This window comes from Micromonospora sp. NPDC050795 (genome assembly GCF_044456785.1).
In the GTDB taxonomy this organism is placed as follows: Bacteria; Actinomycetota; Actinomycetes; order Mycobacteriales; family Micromonosporaceae; genus Micromonospora.
In genome coordinates, this window is the sequence record NZ_JBITGE010000063.1 from 1 (window position 1) to 16,122 (window position 16,122).

Here is a 16,122-nt window from a genome sequence, read left to right on the forward strand (position 1 = left end):
GCCGCGATCTGGCACAACCGGACCACCGGCCAGCCCGTGACGAGATCCCTGATCGCCTACGACCACTGAACCAACTTCGGACTTACTCGTCTAGACCTGGGCGCCGTTCCAGTGCAGGTCGCCGCCGGGCCAACGATCGAACGGCTCGGTCACCGGCAGCACGAACCAGCCGTCGCTGCTGTCCGTCACCCGGGCCGGGTCCTCGACGTCGAGCGGGCAGTAGAACGAGCGGGTCGGTGGCAGTGGCTGCCACCCGATTGAGCGGTAGTAGCCGCGTACCGGCTCGTTGCAGCCGAGCAGCCCGAACGGGACCGCCAGCTCGTCCAACGCCGCCGCGATACCGGCACCAATCTGCCGGCCGATCCCGGAACCCTGCCGGTCGGGACGTACCGCAACCAGTCCGACCACGGCCACCAGTTGCTCGACCGTCCGGTCGGGACCGACCACCTGGATGAAACGGCGCAGCACGCCGGCATGGGCGGCGACCCCGGCGTCGTCCCTGATCGTGACCCGCAGCTCGGGCCGGGCGCCCGCCCAGCTCCGCCGCCCCTCGAAAGCGCCAGGGTAGGTCGGGAACGCTGCCCGGAGGGTGGCCGCGATCTCCGCGTGCCCGGCCGGGTCCAGTGTGCCCTCCCGAGCGAAGGTCCAGGGTGTCATGCGGCCGATTATAGGCAACCGTCGCCCGGTCGCAGGCCGTCAAGATCGCCGTCCGTCGCCTGCAACAAAGTTGCCCGATGCCAACGCTTACCCGATGCCGGCGAGTCGCGGCGAGCAGGAGCGGGCCGTGGCGGTGTCCGGTGAACACCACAGCTGCGGACGGACCCCGTCGTCAGGGCAGGAGCGAGCGCAGCATCAGTGACAGGTAGCGCTGGGAATGCGCTGCGGCGCCGGGGCCGGCGGCCAGGACGACGCCGTGGTGCGCGGCGATCAGTAGCCGGAAGTCGGCGACGGTCAGGTCGGCGCGGACGGTCCCGGCCGCCTGCGCTTGCTTCAGGAGCTGGGCGATGACACGTTCGGTCTCCTGCCGTTCGTGGTCGAGCCCGTGCCCGGCGACCACCGCGTTGACGTAAGCCCTGGTGAAGCCTCTGTCCTGCACCTGATATGCGCAGAGCGTACGGATCAGCTCCCGCAGCGCACGCGCCGGATCAGGGTCACGCAGGGCTGCGGAGTGCATGGCCGCGCAATCGTTCCACTGATCGGCGTATGCGTTGGCGATGAGGCTGTCCCGCGTGGGGAAACGCCGGTAGACGGTGGCGACGGACACGCCGGCGTCGCGGGCGATCCGAGCCACCGTGACGTCCTCACCTTTGTCGGCGAAGGCGCGCCGTGCCGCGGCCAGGATCCGCTGTCGCTTCTCCTCGGCGTCCCAGCGCATCGGACGAGCGTACGCGCGGAACCCTCCCCTGCACGCGGAAGTGCGGCAACTGGAGGTCGGCTTCTCTCAGTGCGTTGCGGCACGGCCGACAAGGGCTGGATGGTCGGTCCGGTTACCGATACGAGGAGCAGGAGACAAGAGTTGAGAACAACAGATGGCACCACCAGCCTCGTCACCGGCGCGAGCCGGGGCATCGGTCGCGCGATCGCCAAGCGCCTCGCCGCGGACGGATCGCTGGTCGCAGTGCACTACGGCACGAACGAGTCTGGTGCCGAGGAAACCGTTGCTCAGATCATCGAGGCGGGTGGCGCGGCGTTCGCGGTCGGCGCACAGCTCGGCGTCGTGGGTGACGCCGATCGACTCTGGGCCGCCGTGGACGCCGGGTTGGCCGAGCGTGGCGTACGGCCCGGAGTTGACGTGCTGGTGAACAACGCGGCGATCGGAGGGGCCACGCCGACTCTGGCCACCGCACGGCCGGACGATTTCGACGAACTGTTCGCGATCAACGTCAAGGCGCCGTTCTTCGTGGTTCAGCGTGGAGTAGACCGGCTGCGGGACGGCGGCCGGATCGTCAATGTCTCGTCCGTCGCCACCCGGATAGCGATACCCGACACGCTTGTATACGCCATGACGAAGGGGGCAATCAACACGTTCAGCGTCACGTTGGCGCAGGAACTTGGTGCCAGGGGTATCACGGTGAACGCGGTGATGCCTGGGACCACCGCCACCGAGGTCAACGCGGCGTGGTTCGACGCCCAGCCGGCACTCCGTGAGGCCGTGACCGGGCTATCGGCCCTGCGCCGTGTTGGAGAACCGGAGGATGTCGCGGACGTGGTCGCCTTCCTTGCCTCTCCGGCGGGCCGTTGGGTGAGCGGCCAGGTGATCGACGCGTCCGGAGGGGCTCATCTCGGCTTCTCCGTCGGCCAGGGGCCGCCGGAGAAAGTGTGACTGCTTCATCTACGGCGTGGGTCGGGCTGGCGGGGGCCGGGCCGACGCACACGTCCGTCCCGCGTTGAGGCATCAGGGTCCGAGGGGACTCGCAGGTGTCACATCGTCGTTCTTGGCCTGGCGAGCGCTTCGTTTGAACCAGAACGCCAACCATCTGCCCATCGTGCTCGACGCACTGAAGGCGCAACGATCGCCAGAGTTCACGCGTCGAGAGGCGGAGCTGTGGGAGGAGCTGCCCAAGCATGACGTCGCCAGGCCAGGCAGCCGCCACCGCCGGCCGGTCTCCGGCTGGTGGACCCGGTGGTCGCCACGTTCGGCAGGGACCTCGCGGTGGTGACGAACCGCTTCGGGTACGCCAGCGGCGCGCCCACCGGACGGCAGACCCAGATCCGGGTACGCCTACCCGTCGGCTGGCGGATCGTCACCGCCCACATCTTCGTTCCGGGCTGCCCGGTGCGGGGAGCTAGTTGATTCGGTGGGCGCTGTAGATGTACATCGGAGGTGAGCCAGCAGCCCGGTACCACAGGAGGCCGGCCGCACTGGTGCAGCGGCCGTTCATCGAATAGGTGTAGGCCGAAAAGGCGTAACCAATCACCGGGGATGTGCTGCTGTAGCCGGAGCGGAATGGTGACATGTCCGCGAACCGCATGTTGATGGCCGAGCTGTTCGTACAACCGGCGGCGAGCGCGGCACTCGGCACGGCCAGCACGCCGAGCGGGAGCATGACGGCTGCTGCCAGCGCCAGTGATTTCTTCAAGACCTGGCCTCGCTTCCTCTGTTGAGCTGTGGTCGGCACTCAGCGTATGGGTGCCAATTCGGCGATCGCTATGGTCGGGATGTTCGCGCATGTCCGAGGTTGTACGAACACTTGCCACCGGGGCGGATCTCCTGACGTCGAAGGCTGTCCTAGCTGGAGTCTCACACCCATCGATCACTGGGCCTGCGGGCAATCAGTGCGGGCTTCTGCAAGCAAGCTCAGCCGCAGCGCGCGGGTCAGCGCGCGCGGCGCCGACTCCGAGGGCATCGACGTACTGATCGACAACGCCGGGCACATGCTCAGCGGCGCGGTCGAGGAGGTCAGTTCCGAGCAGGCCCGGGCCGTGCTGCCGGGCATGCGCAGGCGCCGTTGAGTGACCTGGCTGCGACCCGCAAAGCGCAGCGAGGCTCGCCATGCGGACGGCTGGCACGACATGGACCTGCACACCAGCGCACGGGTGCGCGGTCGCGGCGTTCGGCGGTGAGAACGTCGCGGTGGTGTGCGGGCGGCGTCAGTCAGCACACCGCCCGCACAGGCTTCTGTCAGGTGCCAGCGACCACGACGACGGCGCCCGTCGCCGCCTCGATGCGGTGGATCGGGTCGAACTCGGCGTAACTGCTACGGTCGGAACAGGTGACGCTGCCCTCGGCGACGAGGTCGTTCGTTGCTGAGGTGGCGGTGTTCCACCTCGTCACCGGCCCGCCCGAGTCACCGCCGAGCACGGGACCGTCCTGCGCGTGTCCGGTGACGGTGTCGACCTCCACCACCGGGGAGCCGGTGCATCCGGTGTTGCCGGTGTCGGTGACCTTGCCGTACACCAGGCCGCCGTTGGAGCCGGAGATGTAGACGGCGGAGCCGATGGCGGGCCACCCGGTCAGCTTCGCCGTGACGGGGTTGGCCGTCGACGTGTCGCGCTCGCCGAACCAGGAGTACCGGCTGAAGTAGGCCCCGTTCTCGCCGGCGACCATGGAGACGTCCGTGCCCAGGGTCAGGTAGTTCGAGCTGACGCGGAGGTTCCAGCCGCCGTTGTGCCAGAAGGTGGTGCCATTGGCACCGCAGTGCCCAGCGGTCGTCACCCAGTTGCTGTTCGTTCCCCCGCGAGTCATCCGGAAGCCGGTGGTGCAGTACGCGTTCACGGTACGCGGGTTGTCCCCCGCGGCGGTGACGTTGTAGTTGAACATCGCCAACCCGCCGTAGTACGGGCTGGTGTCGACCCGGCGGCTGGCGGGCGTGATCCCGGCTTGCGAGACCGATACCCGGGGAGTCACGCCGGTAGCCTTGACGGCCGCGGCGACGAGTGCGTCCGCGTCCCCGGAAGCGTGGATGACGACCTCTCCGGCCAGGCGGTCCAGCTTCACACGGTCAACGCTGTCGGCGTGGGAGCCAGCCCAGGCGCGGCTGGTTGCCAGCCGCTCGGCTGCGGCTTCCAGCCGCTTGATCGGTACCGCGGTGGTCTCGAACCGGACCGGGACCTCTCCCGCCTGGCGCGAGCGGGAGCCGACCGCGGAGCGAAGCCGGGCACCTTCGGCGTTCTGTACCTGGCGCACGACCAGTTGACCAGTCGCCTCGTCGAAGTAGGTGCCGCCCGCGCCGTCGGGGTGCGCGGCGGCAGCGGCTTCCAGTCGGTGGAACTGCGCGGTCATCGCCTCGACGTCGACTGCTGCGGCGAAGCCGGGTTGCGGGGCCGACCCGGCCGAAGACTCCTTCGCCTGAGCGGCGGACGGTGTGAGCGCGATCGTGGTGACTAGGCAGCAGAGCAACACCATGCTTTTACGCATGGAGCCTCCTTAGTGGATGGTGCCCGGATGGTGCGGTGATCGTATAGTCCCGATCGCGGCGGCGATGTCCCACGCATTGATAAACGACATAGTCTGACTTGCTTCATTCGTCCAGACACGAAACGGGTCCAGGGCCCCCACGCGGGGGCTCCTGGACCGGTGTACGACCGTGCGACCCGTCAGAAAACGTTCATGGCGATGCCGTTCGTGAGCGACGTGGTGCTCTGTACGCCGTCGATCTTGATCGGGTTGCCGGAGACGTGCTGCACGAAGATCCGCATGATGAAGTTACGGGTGCCGCAGGTCGGGTCGACCGGGATGCCGGACAGGGCGAAGTTCGCGACGTAGTGGTGCGCGTCGTCGCGGATCGTCTTGCGGGACGTCGCCGTGCTCGTCGTGCGACAGGTGTGCGCCGTCGTGTCCAGCTGGATCATCTCGAAGCGCGCATCCACCACAGCGTTCGTGCCGCGCGGCATTTCGTAGGCGTCGACGCTGCTGCTGCACGAGGCGGTACCGGTGTAGCAGGTCGTGAGCTCGAGATTGGCCAGCGCCTGGACGCTGATGGCGTTGCTGTGGGCGTTCCACTTGTACACGGGCGTGCCGTCGTTGTAGAACACCCAGGCCGTGGAGGTGCCCGCGCCGACGTAGGTGCAGGTGCTGGACGTCCCGGTGCTGTTGCAGGAGGGGTTCTGCCACCAGCGTGCGCCCACCTGGTTGGTGTCGCTCACCTCGAGCCAGGTGTTGGTGGCGACGGCGGTCAGATGGTAATCGGTGAGCGAGCTGGAGGCCGTGTATCCGTAGAGGCCGCAGGTGTAGGTGCCGGCCGACGACGCGGTGAACAGCAGGTCGGCGTAGATCGGCAGATGCCCCGGCGTGGCGTAGTACGTGGTGTCCGAGCCCTCGTGGTTGCGCGACGACGTTGAGGTGGTGCCGACCACGGTGCCGCCCGCGTCCACGCACTTGAGCGTGTTGTTCATCGCCACGATCTGCGTGACGCTGCTCGTCGCCTCAAGACGGCCCCGTACGTGCCTCGACTCTCCGGCCGAGAGCGTGACCGTTCGGCTCAGCAGGCGCTCCTCGACTCTTGAGTAGAAGTTGTTCCCGCTCGTCAGCGTCACTCTCGTCACCGGCCCCGCATCCGCCCGCGCGGCCTGCGCGGAGCCGGTGATGATCAGCAGCGCCACGAGCATGCTGAATGCTTTCCGCACGTGTCGACTCCTTCAGAGTTGAGAAAAGGCGCCCGGGAGGGTGCCGCGTCGGCCGAAGTCCCGGCCATGACCTGAATCCGACCGCAGTTCGAGGCGAGTGAATGTTAATGCCGGACGATGCCCCACCAGGGTGTCGTTACCGCGCTGCTGGTCGCTCGATGGTCAGCGGCCTCGCGAGGGGCGGACGGCGAAGCCGCTTCGCGTACCCGCTTCCGGCGAGCGGTGCAGCCGTGTCGATGGCACGATGCTCTGGATCAAGCATGTTCATCGATCGAGGGGGGCGACGATGCACCGAGCAGACAGAGCTGTGGCCGGACGGCGTGCGCGACGGCTCACCGCCGGCGTGGTCGGCGCGTTGACCGTCCTGGCGGTCATCCCGGCGCCGGCGCGGGCGGCCACCTGGTCCCCGGTCCAGGTCGTGTCGGAAGCCGGTTGGAGCGGGCAGGACCAGCCCTTCGTCGCGGTCGACCGGCAGGGTGACTCGCTGCTCGCCTGGGCTGGCTGCGACAGCGCCGCGAGCGGCTGCTACGACCAGGTGAAGGCGCAGACCGTGTCGGTCGACGGCGTGCTCGGGCCGGTCCAGACCCTGTCGCCGCTCGGCGCGTCCGCGTCCTGGCCCAAGGTCGCGTCCGACGACGACGGTGACTCCGCGGTGGTGTGGACACAGGACGGCCTCGTGGCGGGCCGCCGCGTGTCCGCCACCGGCGACCTGGGGCCGCTGCGGATGATCACGACGTGGCACGGGGTCAGTCCGGCCGTCGCGGTCGACCCCTCGGGTCTGGCGCTGGTCACCTGGACGGAGATCCGCGACGGCGCGTACACGACGAAGGCACGCTACTTCGGCGCGGACAGCTCGCTCGGCCCGGAGCTGACCCTGGGCGTCGGCGTCGACCAGCCGGTCGTGGCCGTCGACCGCACCGGGACCGCCGTCGTCGCCTGGACGGAGAGCTACGAGCGGGTCGTCGCGCGCCGGGTCCGCCCGGAGGGGGTCTCACCGCTGCGCGTCATCGCCGGGACGGCCACCGATGTCAGGTACGCAAGCGTCTCGCTGGCTGTAGACCGGGACGGAGACGCCGTGATCAGCTACCGCTGGGTGAAGGCGGGTGAGCTGCCTCGCCTGCGGGTGCGGCACTACCGCCACACCGACACGTTGGGCAGCGTCATCAGCGTGTCGCCAGCCGCCCACGAGCTGACGCTCTTCGACGAACTCGCCGGCGACCTCGACGGCGACGCGGTGCTGACCTGGGGTCGCTGGACCTCCGACGGCAGGCAGGTCTTCGCCCGTTCGATCTCCAGCACCGGCACCCTCGGCCCGGTCACCCGGCTGGGTGCCGGCGACTGGCCGAAGCTCACCCTGGACGACGACGGCGACGGCCTCGTCACCTGGCAGGCACCCAGCCCGGACTTCTCGACAAGCCAGGTGCACGCCCGGACCATCGGGTCGGACGGCGTGTTCGGGGCGCCCGAAATCCTCGCCCCGGACGGGCGCTACGCGCAGCCGGCGTCCAGCCCGACGGGCCGATTCTCGGTGATCTGGCAGAAAGGGTCCTACCCGAGCGACATCCGCGCCCGCTTCGGCGGGCAGGCGAGCTGACGCGCCACCTCCACCGCACCCAGCGCACACGCGAGAGAGAGGACCAGTCGTCGACGGATGCCCGCCGAAGGCACGACGATGTCGGCAAAGAAGGATTGACCGCCTAGCCCTGTCACCAAGTATGCGTAGAAGGCTCGTCTCTGTGTCCAGACAGCGGCGAGGTCGAGCACGGCCAGATTGTCCCGAGCGTCCGCTCCAGGTCGCCCTCGGCGCCTTCCCGGATCGAAGGGCACCGGAACAGTCGTCGGTTCGGCGCCCCGATTCGTGGGGTACCTGCCAGAGTGGTTCATGCCCTTGAGCGCGTACCACCTCAGAACCTCGGTCGCCGTGTCCGACATTGAGAAGGCCGTGGCCTTCTACGAGGGCGCGCTGGGCCTGCGGGCGTTGCGATCCGGCCCCAGCGCCACCATCGCCGACGGAAGCCGCGTCTATGGCTCCGGTGGCGGGCCGGCGTTGAACGTGTACCAGTCGGTCACTGCCGGGAAGACCCCGGCGACGCTGGCGACGTGGTACGTCGACGACATCGACCAGATTGTCGACGAGCTCTCCTCGTCCGGCGTCGGGTTCGTTCGCTACGAGCAGCTCGAGCACGACGCCAAGGGGATCACCGCGCGGGCCGGAGGTGGGCGTATCGCGTGGTTCCAGGACCCGGACGGCAACACCTTCGCTCTCGAAGCCGACGTGTGACCTCCTGCCTCGCGATCGCTGGCCAGCTCCACAGCTAGCCTCGTCGCCACCCGGGCTGGTGGCTCGGTGGGTTTGCCACCAGTCCCGCGACCAACTCCGGGCGATGCCGTTCGCTCTGGGTCACCGCTGCTACTCGCCTCTGGATGCGGCCTTCTCGGTCGGCAGGTGCAGGTGTTGCAGGTCCTCTGGTACCGGTAGGTCCGGTCGGTAGATCAGCATCGGCGGCTGGCTGTCGGTGTCGGCGCGGGCGGCGGGAGCGTCGGCGAGGGAGAACTGGTCCCGGAGTCGGCCGAAGAAGTCGTCGATGTCGGCGACGATGAGCTTCGCGCGGCGTCGGGCGGGATAGACGGCGACCCAGTCGCCGGGGTCGAGGATTCCGTGTACGCGTCCGTCGACGACGACGGTGACCTGACCCGAGCGAGGGAGCACCTGGACACCGACTGGTTCGTCCGGGGCGGTGACGATGCTGCGGTTGAACGCCATGTGCGGGGCGACCGGGGTGAAGACGAGGGCGTTGAGGCGCGGCGACAGGACCGGTCCGCCTGCGGCGAAGGAGTAGGCGGTGGAGCCGGTCGGTGAGGCGACCATGACGCCGTCGGCGGAGTAGGTGGCGAACAGCCGTCCGGACAGGTATACGGCCACGCTGGTCTGCCGGTCCCGGCCGAGTTTTTCGAACACGACGTCGTTGAGGGCGTTCAAGCCCAACGGGACACCCCAACCCACTTCGTCGGGCGTGCTCGGCCGGGGGAGAGGCGGGACGGCATCGGGACCGCGGCCGTAGCGCAGCAGAGTCCGAAGCTCCGGTGGGATCTGCAGCGGTCGCGACGCCCGCAGGGTGAGCAGCATCCGCTCCTGGATGGGTGCGCGTCCGGCCAGGGCGGCGGCGAGCACCCTCGGCAGGTCCGTCGCGGCGAACGGGGTGAGGAAGCCGACCCGGCCGGCCTTCACGCCGAGAACGGGTGCGTCGGCCTCGACGGCGACGGCCGATCCGCGCAGGAGAGTGCCGTCGCCGCCGATGGTGACGACGAGTTGAGGTCGCTGCGCCAGCTCGGCCAGCACGTCGGCGGCGCTGTGCTCGTCCTGCCAGACGTTCAGGGTCTGCGACGTGGCACCGTGCTCGGCGCAGATCCGGGAGACCATCTCCGCCGTCTCGGCGGCCTGCGGCCTGGTCGGGTGTACGACAACGCCAACGAGCACTCGAACCCCTCCACGCCCTCTCGGCTGTCACCTCATCTGACGATGAAACCACTGGCATCACCCTACGTACCGGGCCTACGGCAAGGCGCGAAGCACTCCGATGCCGCTGCTGGCTTGATGACCAGAGCGGTCCGGAAGGCCTCGGCCATCTGACTCCTGTGCACCGGTGTGCTGTCAGCTGTCGCTGTGCTCCTGCTTCTCCGAGGAGAGGGAAGCTGCGGCGGGTTCGAAGCCGAACCGGCTCGAACCCGCCGCCCGACGGGGTGCAGGCGTCGAGAGCAGCTAGCGACAAGCGCTCCCCGGACGTGGGGGACGGCCGATGCCCTGTCTGGACCGCACCGGTCGCCCGTCCACTACGTCTGGGCTCGTACAAGCCCCACCGGGTGTGCGCCACGTCGATCTGGCCACTGTCGTTCCTTTCACCTCGCCCTTGCGGCAACGAGCACATCGCGTACGGGGTGTGCGCGACAAGGCTCTTCACACCGCTGATACGCAAGCCGGCCGGGAATTGACGCCGCCGATACGCCCGCTTGCCGTCAGGGGACCGGCGGAGCCGTACATTCGCTCTTGCGGCGGGTCGTGTGGGCCGTGGACGGTCGCAGCTGCGGCGCTCACCGTTCGGCTCTTCGTGCCGCTGACTGCCGCCGACCGCGACGCGGTGGCCGCCGAAGGTGCCGCGCTGCTGGGTTTCCTGCACCCGGACGCCGCGCCCGACGTGCGGCTCGTCGAGGAACCGGACGCCGCGCCCGACGTGCGGCTCGTCGAGGAATTCGAATAAGGGGGAGATCAGCACACGAACGACGCCTGCCGGCATCGCCGTCAGCTTCCCGCGCGGCGGCCCGGGCCAGGCCAGAGCTCAGTCGAGCAGATAGCTGGCAGGGACCGCGTCGGTCAGCCAGACGCCGTTCGCGCTGCGGTGGAACACGTGCCCGTCGGCGGCCATCGCCGCCGCGTCGACGGTGAGGATCACGACCCGACCGGCCCGCCGGGCACCGACCCGACGGGCGGTCTCGGTGTCGGTGGAGAGATGGACGTGGTGCCGGCCGCCACGGTGCAGGCCGGTGGCCCGGATCGACTCCAGCGCGCCGGCGCTGGTGCCGTGGTAGAGCCGGTCCGGTGGGGTCACCGGGGGCAGCCCGAGGTCCACCGGGACCGAGTGGCCCTGGTTGGCCCGGATTCGCAGCACCCCGTCGGTGCCGCGCTCGACAGCGAACCGCTGCTTGTCGTTGCCGGCGACGACCGCGTCAAGCTCGGCCCGCTCGATCCGTAGGGCGGCGAGCAGAGCGTCGACGGGAGTCCAACCGCCCGGGTCGAGCACCAGGCCGGCTCGGCCGGGGTCGTGCCGGAGGGCCATCGACATCCGTTTGCTCAACTTCACCAGGCGCTCGCGATCCACGGTCCCATTGTGGTCGGGGGCAGCGGGGTGGAACGAACGGCCCTGAGTGCCGCGCAAGCTTGCGGTGCTGCCGTTGTACTGATTTGCCGAGCTGAATGCTCCCTGACAAGGGCTTTGTGGCACGGCTACGTTGGGGCCCATGACGACGACCTTGGGCCGACTTGCCGGCGTCACGATAGATTGTCAAGATCCACAGAAGCTGGCTGACTTCTGGTCCGCCGTGCTCGGCGGCCGGGTGATGGAGTCCCTACCCGGCTGGCGGCGGGTCATCGTCACCGACGGCGGGCCGGTGTTGACGTTCCAACCGGTCCCGGAGCCCAAGGTCGGCAAGGTGCGTCTGCACCTGGACATCGCTGTCGCCGACGCCGGTGAAGCGGTGGACCGGATCGGGGCGCTGGGCGGCCGGTGGACCGGCGAACGGCACGACTACCCGGAAGGCGCGGTTCTGGTAATGGCCGACCCGGAGAGCAACGAGTTCTGCGTCGTGCAGTATTACCAGAAATGACGTCCCGGCGGCACGACCGACGAAAGAACGCGCACATCCGCCGCGATTGGAGCGCCACGAGGCGTGACTGTGGCGATACCGGTGGAGGATGTCCGCGCGGCGTCGGACGCGAGGTGTCGAGCCGGCATGCCGCAGGCCGGGGTGAGACGCGGGCCCACGGGCAGTGGGCGGGCGAGATCGATCTCGCCCGCCCACTCCTGTGGCGCGCCTCGTCGGGGTGCCTACTTCTTCCGTACCGTCAACGTCTGGTAGTCGGCGGCGTAGGGCTGATAGGTCGGGTTGCCGGAGTAGGCGACGTGGACCCGGTAGGCCCCGGGCTGCAGGTCGGCGGTCTGCAGTTCGACGACGGCCTTGCCGTGCGCCAGTGGCGCGACGTACGCGCTGCCGCCGAAGGTGACGGTGACCTCGCCGGTCGGGGTGGGAGCGTGCTGCTTCGGTCCGCCCGCCGGCCCGACGGTCACGTTCAGTGTGAACGTATCCCCGCGGACAACCGACGCCGGCGTGGCTTTCGCCATGACCTTGACGGCGGCCGGGCCTGAGGGCACCTCGAACGGCGCCGTACCGTCCGACGCCTTGAGGTAGTCGAAGCCGAGGTACTCGGCCTTGACCGTGCGGGGACCCGCGGGCAGACCCGTCGGCAGCGTGACAGTTGCCGCACCGTCGCTCAGGTGGGCGAGCTTCGACCACGAGCCGACGCTGATCCGTACCCGACCGCCGGTCTCGAACCCGTCAGCTGCCGTGACCGTCACGGTGGCAGTGGTCGTCTGGGCCCCGCTCGCGTACGGGGCGACAGCCACCTCGGTGGTGGTGGTGACGTCGCTGTTCGGGATTCCGCGGATGTCGTTCCACTCGCGGACGGTCAGCGGGATCACGGTGCCGTGCCGGGGACGGACGACACCTGCGTTGGTCATCGTGATCGCCTTGGCGTTCCACGTGGGAGCCTCGATGTTCTCGTGACACGCGGCCTGGTACCCACCACCGTTCGTGTACCGGTCACCCCAGAGGTAGAACTGGCCGGGGCAGGCGGTGTCACCGGGGTTGGTCTTGAAGATGACCGGTCCCTCGTACCCCTGGTTGGCGACCCACGTCGTGCGCCCTAGAGCTGGCGCGACCAACGTCCAGTTGTTGATGTTGCTGTCCAGGAAGTCGGTGTGCTTCTCCGAGAAGATGTCCGAGCCCTGGTTGCCGGCCTCGTTCTTGGTCACCCGGTAGTAGTGGTCACCGACGCGGATCGCGGTCGTGTCGATCCGCGACAGCGGTGCCGGATCTTGCCAGACCTGGGGAGGGGAGAACGTCTTGAAGTCCCGCGTCGTGGCGTACCACATCTGCGCGTTCCCCTGACCGGTGCGGTTCACGGGGTCGTTCCAGAGCGACTGGGCCCAGAACACGACGTAGGCGCCGAGCTCTTCGACCCACAGCGACTCTGGTGCGAAGGCGTTGCCCGCGTTGTCGGGTGCCACCTTCACGTGCCGCTGAGGGGTCCAGTTCACCAGGTCGTGCGACTCGAACACCTCGATGTACTGCGTGTCGTTGATGGCGTACCCGCCCTGGTCGTACCAGTTCAGGTCGGTGGCGATCATGTAGAACGTGTCGCCGTCGGGGGAGCGGACGATGTGCGGGTCACGAAGCCCCTGGTCGCCCAGCTGGGAGATGAGTGACGGCCGACCTCCGGTCAGACCGGTCCAGTCCAGAGCGGTGTTTCCGTTGGACGTGGCGAACATGATCTGCTCGCCGTCGGCGATTCCCTCTCCCTTGAAGTAGCCCATGAAGTACCGCTCGTACTCCTCTGATCGCGGCAGGGCGGTGATGGTCACCGGGAACGACTTCTTCTGCGAGGCCCTCCCCTTCTTGATGGTCGCCGTCAGGGTGGCGGCAACGTCCGCACGGCCGAAGGCCGGGCGGCTGACCACGCCCGTCGGGGTGACGAGACCGGTGGTCGACCTCCAGGTGATCGTGGATCCGAACTCGCCCTCGGCGGCGAGGTCGAGGTTTCCGCGTACGCCGTCGGCGCCGTCCACTGTCAGATCGAAGGCGTCACGGTCGACAGCCTGCGCATCATCGAACTCGGCCTTCACCACCACGGGGATTTCCCGTGTGGTGACCTCCTGCGCGCCCTTGCGGACAGTCGCCGTGAGCGTGGCTGTCGCGTCGGCCTGTCCCTGTGCGGGCCGGGTGATCCCGCCGGTCACCGCGACCTTGCGTGCGCTGGCGACGGCCGGCGGGGTGTTGACCTCGACGACGGACGGGTCGGAACTCGTCCAGGTGATGGCCGAGCCCGCCACGGAGCCGACCTTGGGCAGAACGAGGTCGCGTACCACCGCACTGGTGCGGCCGAGGTCGATGGCTGCGGCGTCGGCGCGAACGCCGTCGGAGACCGTCTTCTCTGCCAGGAGAAGTGTCTCGTCGAGGCTCACGGCCCGGTCGTAAACGCGAAAGTCCCGGATCGTTCCGCGGAACGAGTAGTGGCCCGATGTCTGCGAGCGACCGAGGAAGTTGCAGTTGGTCCCCGCGGCGTTCACCGACGGCGCCGTCGTCAGGTTCGTCGACGTCGCGTGCAGCACACCGTCGAGGTAGACCCTGCCGGTCCAGCTCGTCCCGTCCGAGTTCAGTGACTGGGTGTAGGTGACGTGGGTCCACGCACCCTCGAGCATGCGGACCCGGCTCTGTTGGAGGTTCGTCGGACCCACGGCGATGCGGAACCGCTGGGTGTTCGACGCGAAGATGGAGCCCTCGGCGCCGGTGTCGGCGTCACACGAGCCGGACTTACGGCCGAAACCCCACATCTGGTGCTCGCCGACGTTCGCCGGGTCGACCCACACGTCGTAGTCCACGGTGAGGTTGGACATGCCGGCGGTGATGTCGTTCGGCAGCGCCACGTATGCGCCGTCGAGGGCGCTTTCGTAGGAGTCGGGGTTGAACCTGACTCCTTCGCCGGTCAAGGCCGCCTTCTCGGGATTCACGAGCGTGGCGTTCGCCGCCGCACCCGCGCTACCTGAGTTGACCAACGTCGTCCCACTGGTCTCGTCGAGGGCGAAGTGGTGCACCAGGCCTTGGGTGAGCTGCTCCTCGGCAGCGTACGAGGGCGTTGCCGCGATCGAGACCGAAAGAAGCGCACCCAGTGCCAGGACCGCGACACCTCTGCCCTTCCGACTCCGCCTGAGGCGTGCTCCTGGCTGTCGCAGTCTCAATTGATCCTCCTTGGCCGGGTGCTTTCGTCTCCAAACTGGACGGACTTGTTAACGCTAACTACGGGGTGCTGCCGGGTCAACGCAATGCGTTGCGGCCCGAGCCGACCCAGGCCCGTGGTGGATGTGCCCCCCGACCGCTCGGCCGGTCGGGGTTCAGATGGTGATCCGGTACGCGGTCGTCCGGGGGCGTACTCACGGCATGGTGAAGTCGGCGAAATCGAAGCCCGGACTCACCACACAACTGACGAGGACATGCTCGTCGCCCGCCGGCTTCGCGGACTGCCACTCGCCCGCCGGAACCAGGATCTGCGGGCACTCGGCACTCAGGATCGTCGGCCGACTGTCCCTACCGACTGTCAGCGCCAACGGCCCACCCGAGTGCCAGAACCAGATCTCGTCCGACCGCACGGTGTGCCAGGCCGACGAGTCACCCGGCTCGAGAAGAAAGAGGATCGCCGTCGCGGCGGCACGGCTGCCCGGGTAGCCATCGGGCTCGAACGTGACAGCGGACCGATAGGTTTCCCTGAACCAGCCGCCTTCAGGGTGCGGGCGCAGATCGAACTGTTCGGCAAGAGGCGGACGTACGGACATGAGGGCCACTGTAGTGGCCGACACCGCCGAGGAGCGCTTTCTAGTCGGGGCCAACCAGGAGGACGAAGGTGCGTGCCAGGCCGAAGCGGTCGGTACGCGGCCAGTCCAGGGCGGCGAGCGCCGCAGCCGACGGTTCGTGCCGCTGGCCGTTGATCCGGACCTCGCACTCGGTGGAGTCACCACCCTGGCCGACCAGCATACGAACGCCGTTGAGATACGGACGGTCGAGCCCGGGCGCGATCACCGGCGCGAGGGTCGACCACGGCATCGCCTCGGCGAACCACTCCTGCTTACCGCGCGATCCGTCACGGGACCACCCGGTCACACTGCCGACGATCGCGTGCCAGCCGGCGAACCCGCCCTGGTCGCCGGACCTGAAGTGGTTCGCCAGTCGCCCTTGTTGCTCGATCATCTCCAGGACCGTCACCAGGCAGGTCTCAATCCACGCCTGGATCGCCCGACGGGCCGCTTCGACCGGATCAGCCGCGAGGCCAAGGGTGCAGTCGACGACCGTTGGCACGTCCGGCCGGTCGACATTCAGCAGGATCTCCAGGTCCAGGTGGCGGTAGTCGTCGCTGTCCGACGGAAGAACCCGGACACCCAACGACCCCGACCGCAGCATCGGCCCTTCGGTCAGCAGCCAGTCGCCACCGACCTCGGCAAGCATCGGCGCGGCAAGCTCCAGCACCCGCTCGGCAGGGAGGGGCTGTGGGGTCGGCTGTTGGTCGATCATGGTGGTGGACAGTACCGGCACCGCCCAGTGCCGAGGGTCGAGCATCACCGTGAACGGTGGTGCTCAAGGCGCTAGGTTCTGTCTCGTAGATCTTGGTGGTCGGGGACGGCGCGTAGCCAGTCAAGGGTTTCGACCAGGTCGAGGGTGGCCTGGAAATGGGTGGCG

Annotated in this window: 16 protein-coding genes and 1 pseudogene; 7 read left to right on the forward strand and 10 right to left on the reverse strand. The window is 68.6% G+C overall.

The window, feature by feature from the left end; genetic code table 11:
- Positions 1-90: 90 nt before the first annotated feature.
- Complete coding sequence (locus ACIBEF_RS31385) at positions 91-657, reverse strand: hypothetical protein (RefSeq protein WP_396797009.1); 567 nt, start codon at positions 655-657, stop codon at positions 91-93.
- 172 nt (positions 658-829) lie between these two features.
- Positions 830-1,375, reverse strand: coding sequence for a TetR/AcrR family transcriptional regulator (locus ACIBEF_RS31390; RefSeq protein ID WP_396797010.1), 546 nt, complete (start codon positions 1,373-1,375; stop codon positions 830-832).
- A gap of 99 nt (positions 1,376-1,474) precedes the next feature.
- On the opposite strand from ACIBEF_RS31390, the gene ACIBEF_RS31395 reads away from it, so the two are divergent.
- On the forward strand, positions 1,475-2,323 hold the full coding sequence (locus tag ACIBEF_RS31395) for an SDR family oxidoreductase (protein ID WP_396797011.1): 849 nt from the start codon (positions 1,475-1,477) through the stop codon (positions 2,321-2,323).
- Between the two features lie 279 nt (positions 2,324-2,602).
- Positions 2,603-2,794: pseudogene (locus tag ACIBEF_RS31400) on the forward strand (AtzH-like domain-containing protein); the annotation flags it as partial.
- Here the strand turns inward: ACIBEF_RS31400 and ACIBEF_RS31405 are convergent.
- On the reverse strand, positions 2,787-3,080 hold the full coding sequence (locus ACIBEF_RS31405; RefSeq protein WP_396797012.1) for a hypothetical protein: 294 nt from the start codon (positions 3,078-3,080) through the stop codon (positions 2,787-2,789). The pseudogene ACIBEF_RS31400 and the gene ACIBEF_RS31405 sit on opposite strands and share 8 nt — an antisense overlap.
- A 196-nt stretch (positions 3,081-3,276) precedes the next feature.
- On the opposite strand from ACIBEF_RS31405, the gene ACIBEF_RS31410 reads away from it, so the two are divergent.
- Positions 3,277-3,453, forward strand: coding sequence for a hypothetical protein (locus ACIBEF_RS31410; RefSeq protein WP_396797014.1), 177 nt, complete (start codon positions 3,277-3,279; stop codon positions 3,451-3,453).
- A 169-nt stretch (positions 3,454-3,622) separates the two neighbouring features.
- Here ACIBEF_RS31410 and ACIBEF_RS31415 read toward each other — a convergent pair whose 3' ends face one another.
- Entirely contained in the window at positions 3,623-4,858 is a 1,236-nt protein-coding gene (locus tag ACIBEF_RS31415) for a hypothetical protein (protein ID WP_396797015.1), read from the reverse strand.
- Positions 4,859-5,037: 179 nt separating this feature from the next.
- Complete coding sequence (locus ACIBEF_RS31420; protein WP_396797016.1) at positions 5,038-6,066, reverse strand: hypothetical protein; 1,029 nt, start codon at positions 6,064-6,066, stop codon at positions 5,038-5,040.
- A 307-nt stretch (positions 6,067-6,373) separates the two neighbouring features.
- Here ACIBEF_RS31420 and ACIBEF_RS31425 point away from each other — a divergent pair, with 307 nt between their 5' ends.
- Complete coding sequence (locus ACIBEF_RS31425; RefSeq protein ID WP_396797017.1) at positions 6,374-7,660, forward strand: hypothetical protein; 1,287 nt, start codon at positions 6,374-6,376, stop codon at positions 7,658-7,660.
- Between the two features lie 327 nt (positions 7,661-7,987).
- Positions 7,988-8,347 (forward strand): VOC family protein, encoded by a 360-nt coding sequence (locus tag ACIBEF_RS31430; RefSeq protein WP_396797018.1) that lies wholly within the window; start codon positions 7,988-7,990, stop codon positions 8,345-8,347.
- 129 nt (positions 8,348-8,476) lie between these two features.
- Here ACIBEF_RS31430 and ACIBEF_RS31435 read toward each other — a convergent pair whose 3' ends face one another.
- A complete protein-coding gene (locus tag ACIBEF_RS31435) occupies positions 8,477-9,544 on the reverse strand; it encodes an NAD(+)/NADH kinase (RefSeq protein WP_396797020.1) in 1,068 nt (355 codons plus the stop codon).
- 628 nt (positions 9,545-10,172) lie between these two features.
- Between ACIBEF_RS31435 and ACIBEF_RS31440 the strand changes: the two genes are divergently transcribed.
- Positions 10,173-10,322 carry a hypothetical protein gene (locus tag ACIBEF_RS31440; protein ID WP_396797021.1) on the forward strand — a complete coding sequence of 50 codons (150 nt, stop codon included), beginning with the start codon at positions 10,173-10,175 and terminating at the stop codon, positions 10,320-10,322.
- A 78-nt stretch (positions 10,323-10,400) separates the two neighbouring features.
- On the opposite strand, the gene ACIBEF_RS31445 is transcribed toward ACIBEF_RS31440, so the two are convergent.
- A complete protein-coding gene (locus ACIBEF_RS31445; protein ID WP_396797022.1) occupies positions 10,401-10,940 on the reverse strand; it encodes an RNA 2'-phosphotransferase in 540 nt (179 codons plus the stop codon).
- Positions 10,941-11,079: 139 nt separating this feature from the next.
- On the opposite strand from ACIBEF_RS31445, the gene ACIBEF_RS31450 reads away from it, so the two are divergent.
- A complete protein-coding gene (locus ACIBEF_RS31450) occupies positions 11,080-11,445 on the forward strand; it encodes a VOC family protein (RefSeq protein WP_396797023.1) in 366 nt (121 codons plus the stop codon).
- Positions 11,446-11,666: 221 nt separating this feature from the next.
- Here ACIBEF_RS31450 and ACIBEF_RS31455 read toward each other — a convergent pair whose 3' ends face one another.
- The 3 genes from ACIBEF_RS31455 to ACIBEF_RS31465 all read right to left on the reverse strand — a co-directional run bounded on the left by ACIBEF_RS31455 (position 11,667) and on the right by ACIBEF_RS31465 (position 16,002).
- Positions 11,667-14,489 carry an immunoglobulin-like domain-containing protein gene (locus ACIBEF_RS31455; protein ID WP_396797025.1) on the reverse strand — a complete coding sequence of 941 codons (2,823 nt, stop codon included), beginning with the start codon at positions 14,487-14,489 and terminating at the stop codon, positions 11,667-11,669.
- A 336-nt stretch (positions 14,490-14,825) separates the two neighbouring features.
- Positions 14,826-15,224 (reverse strand): cupin domain-containing protein, encoded by a 399-nt coding sequence (locus ACIBEF_RS31460; RefSeq protein ID WP_357227197.1) that lies wholly within the window; start codon positions 15,222-15,224, stop codon positions 14,826-14,828.
- Positions 15,225-15,264: 40 nt separating this feature from the next.
- Positions 15,265-16,002, reverse strand: a complete 738-nt coding sequence (locus ACIBEF_RS31465) for a DUF6348 family protein (protein ID WP_396797026.1) — start codon at positions 16,000-16,002, stop codon at positions 15,265-15,267.
- Positions 16,003-16,122 lie beyond the last annotated feature (120 nt).

Coding starts and splice junctions, on each gene's coding strand:
- ACIBEF_RS31390 (WP_396797010.1), bottom strand. CDS start 1,375: ATGCGCTGGGACGCCGAGGAGAAGCGACAGCGGATCCTGGCCGCGGCA.
- ACIBEF_RS31415 (WP_396797015.1), bottom strand. CDS start 4,858: ATGCGTAAAAGCATGGTGTTGCTCTGCTGCCTAGTCACCACGATCGCG.
- ACIBEF_RS31395 (WP_396797011.1), top strand. CDS start 1,475: ATGGTCGGTCCGGTTACCGATACGAGGAGCAGGAGACAAGAGTTGAGA.
- ACIBEF_RS31460 (WP_357227197.1), bottom strand. CDS start 15,224: ATGTCCGTACGTCCGCCTCTTGCCGAACAGTTCGATCTGCGCCCGCAC.
- ACIBEF_RS31465 (WP_396797026.1), bottom strand. CDS start 16,002: ATGCTCGACCCTCGGCACTGGGCGGTGCCGGTACTGTCCACCACCATG.
- ACIBEF_RS31385 (WP_396797009.1), bottom strand. CDS start 657: ATGACACCCTGGACCTTCGCTCGGGAGGGCACACTGGACCCGGCCGGG.
- ACIBEF_RS31450 (WP_396797023.1), top strand. CDS start 11,080: ATGACGACGACCTTGGGCCGACTTGCCGGCGTCACGATAGATTGTCAA.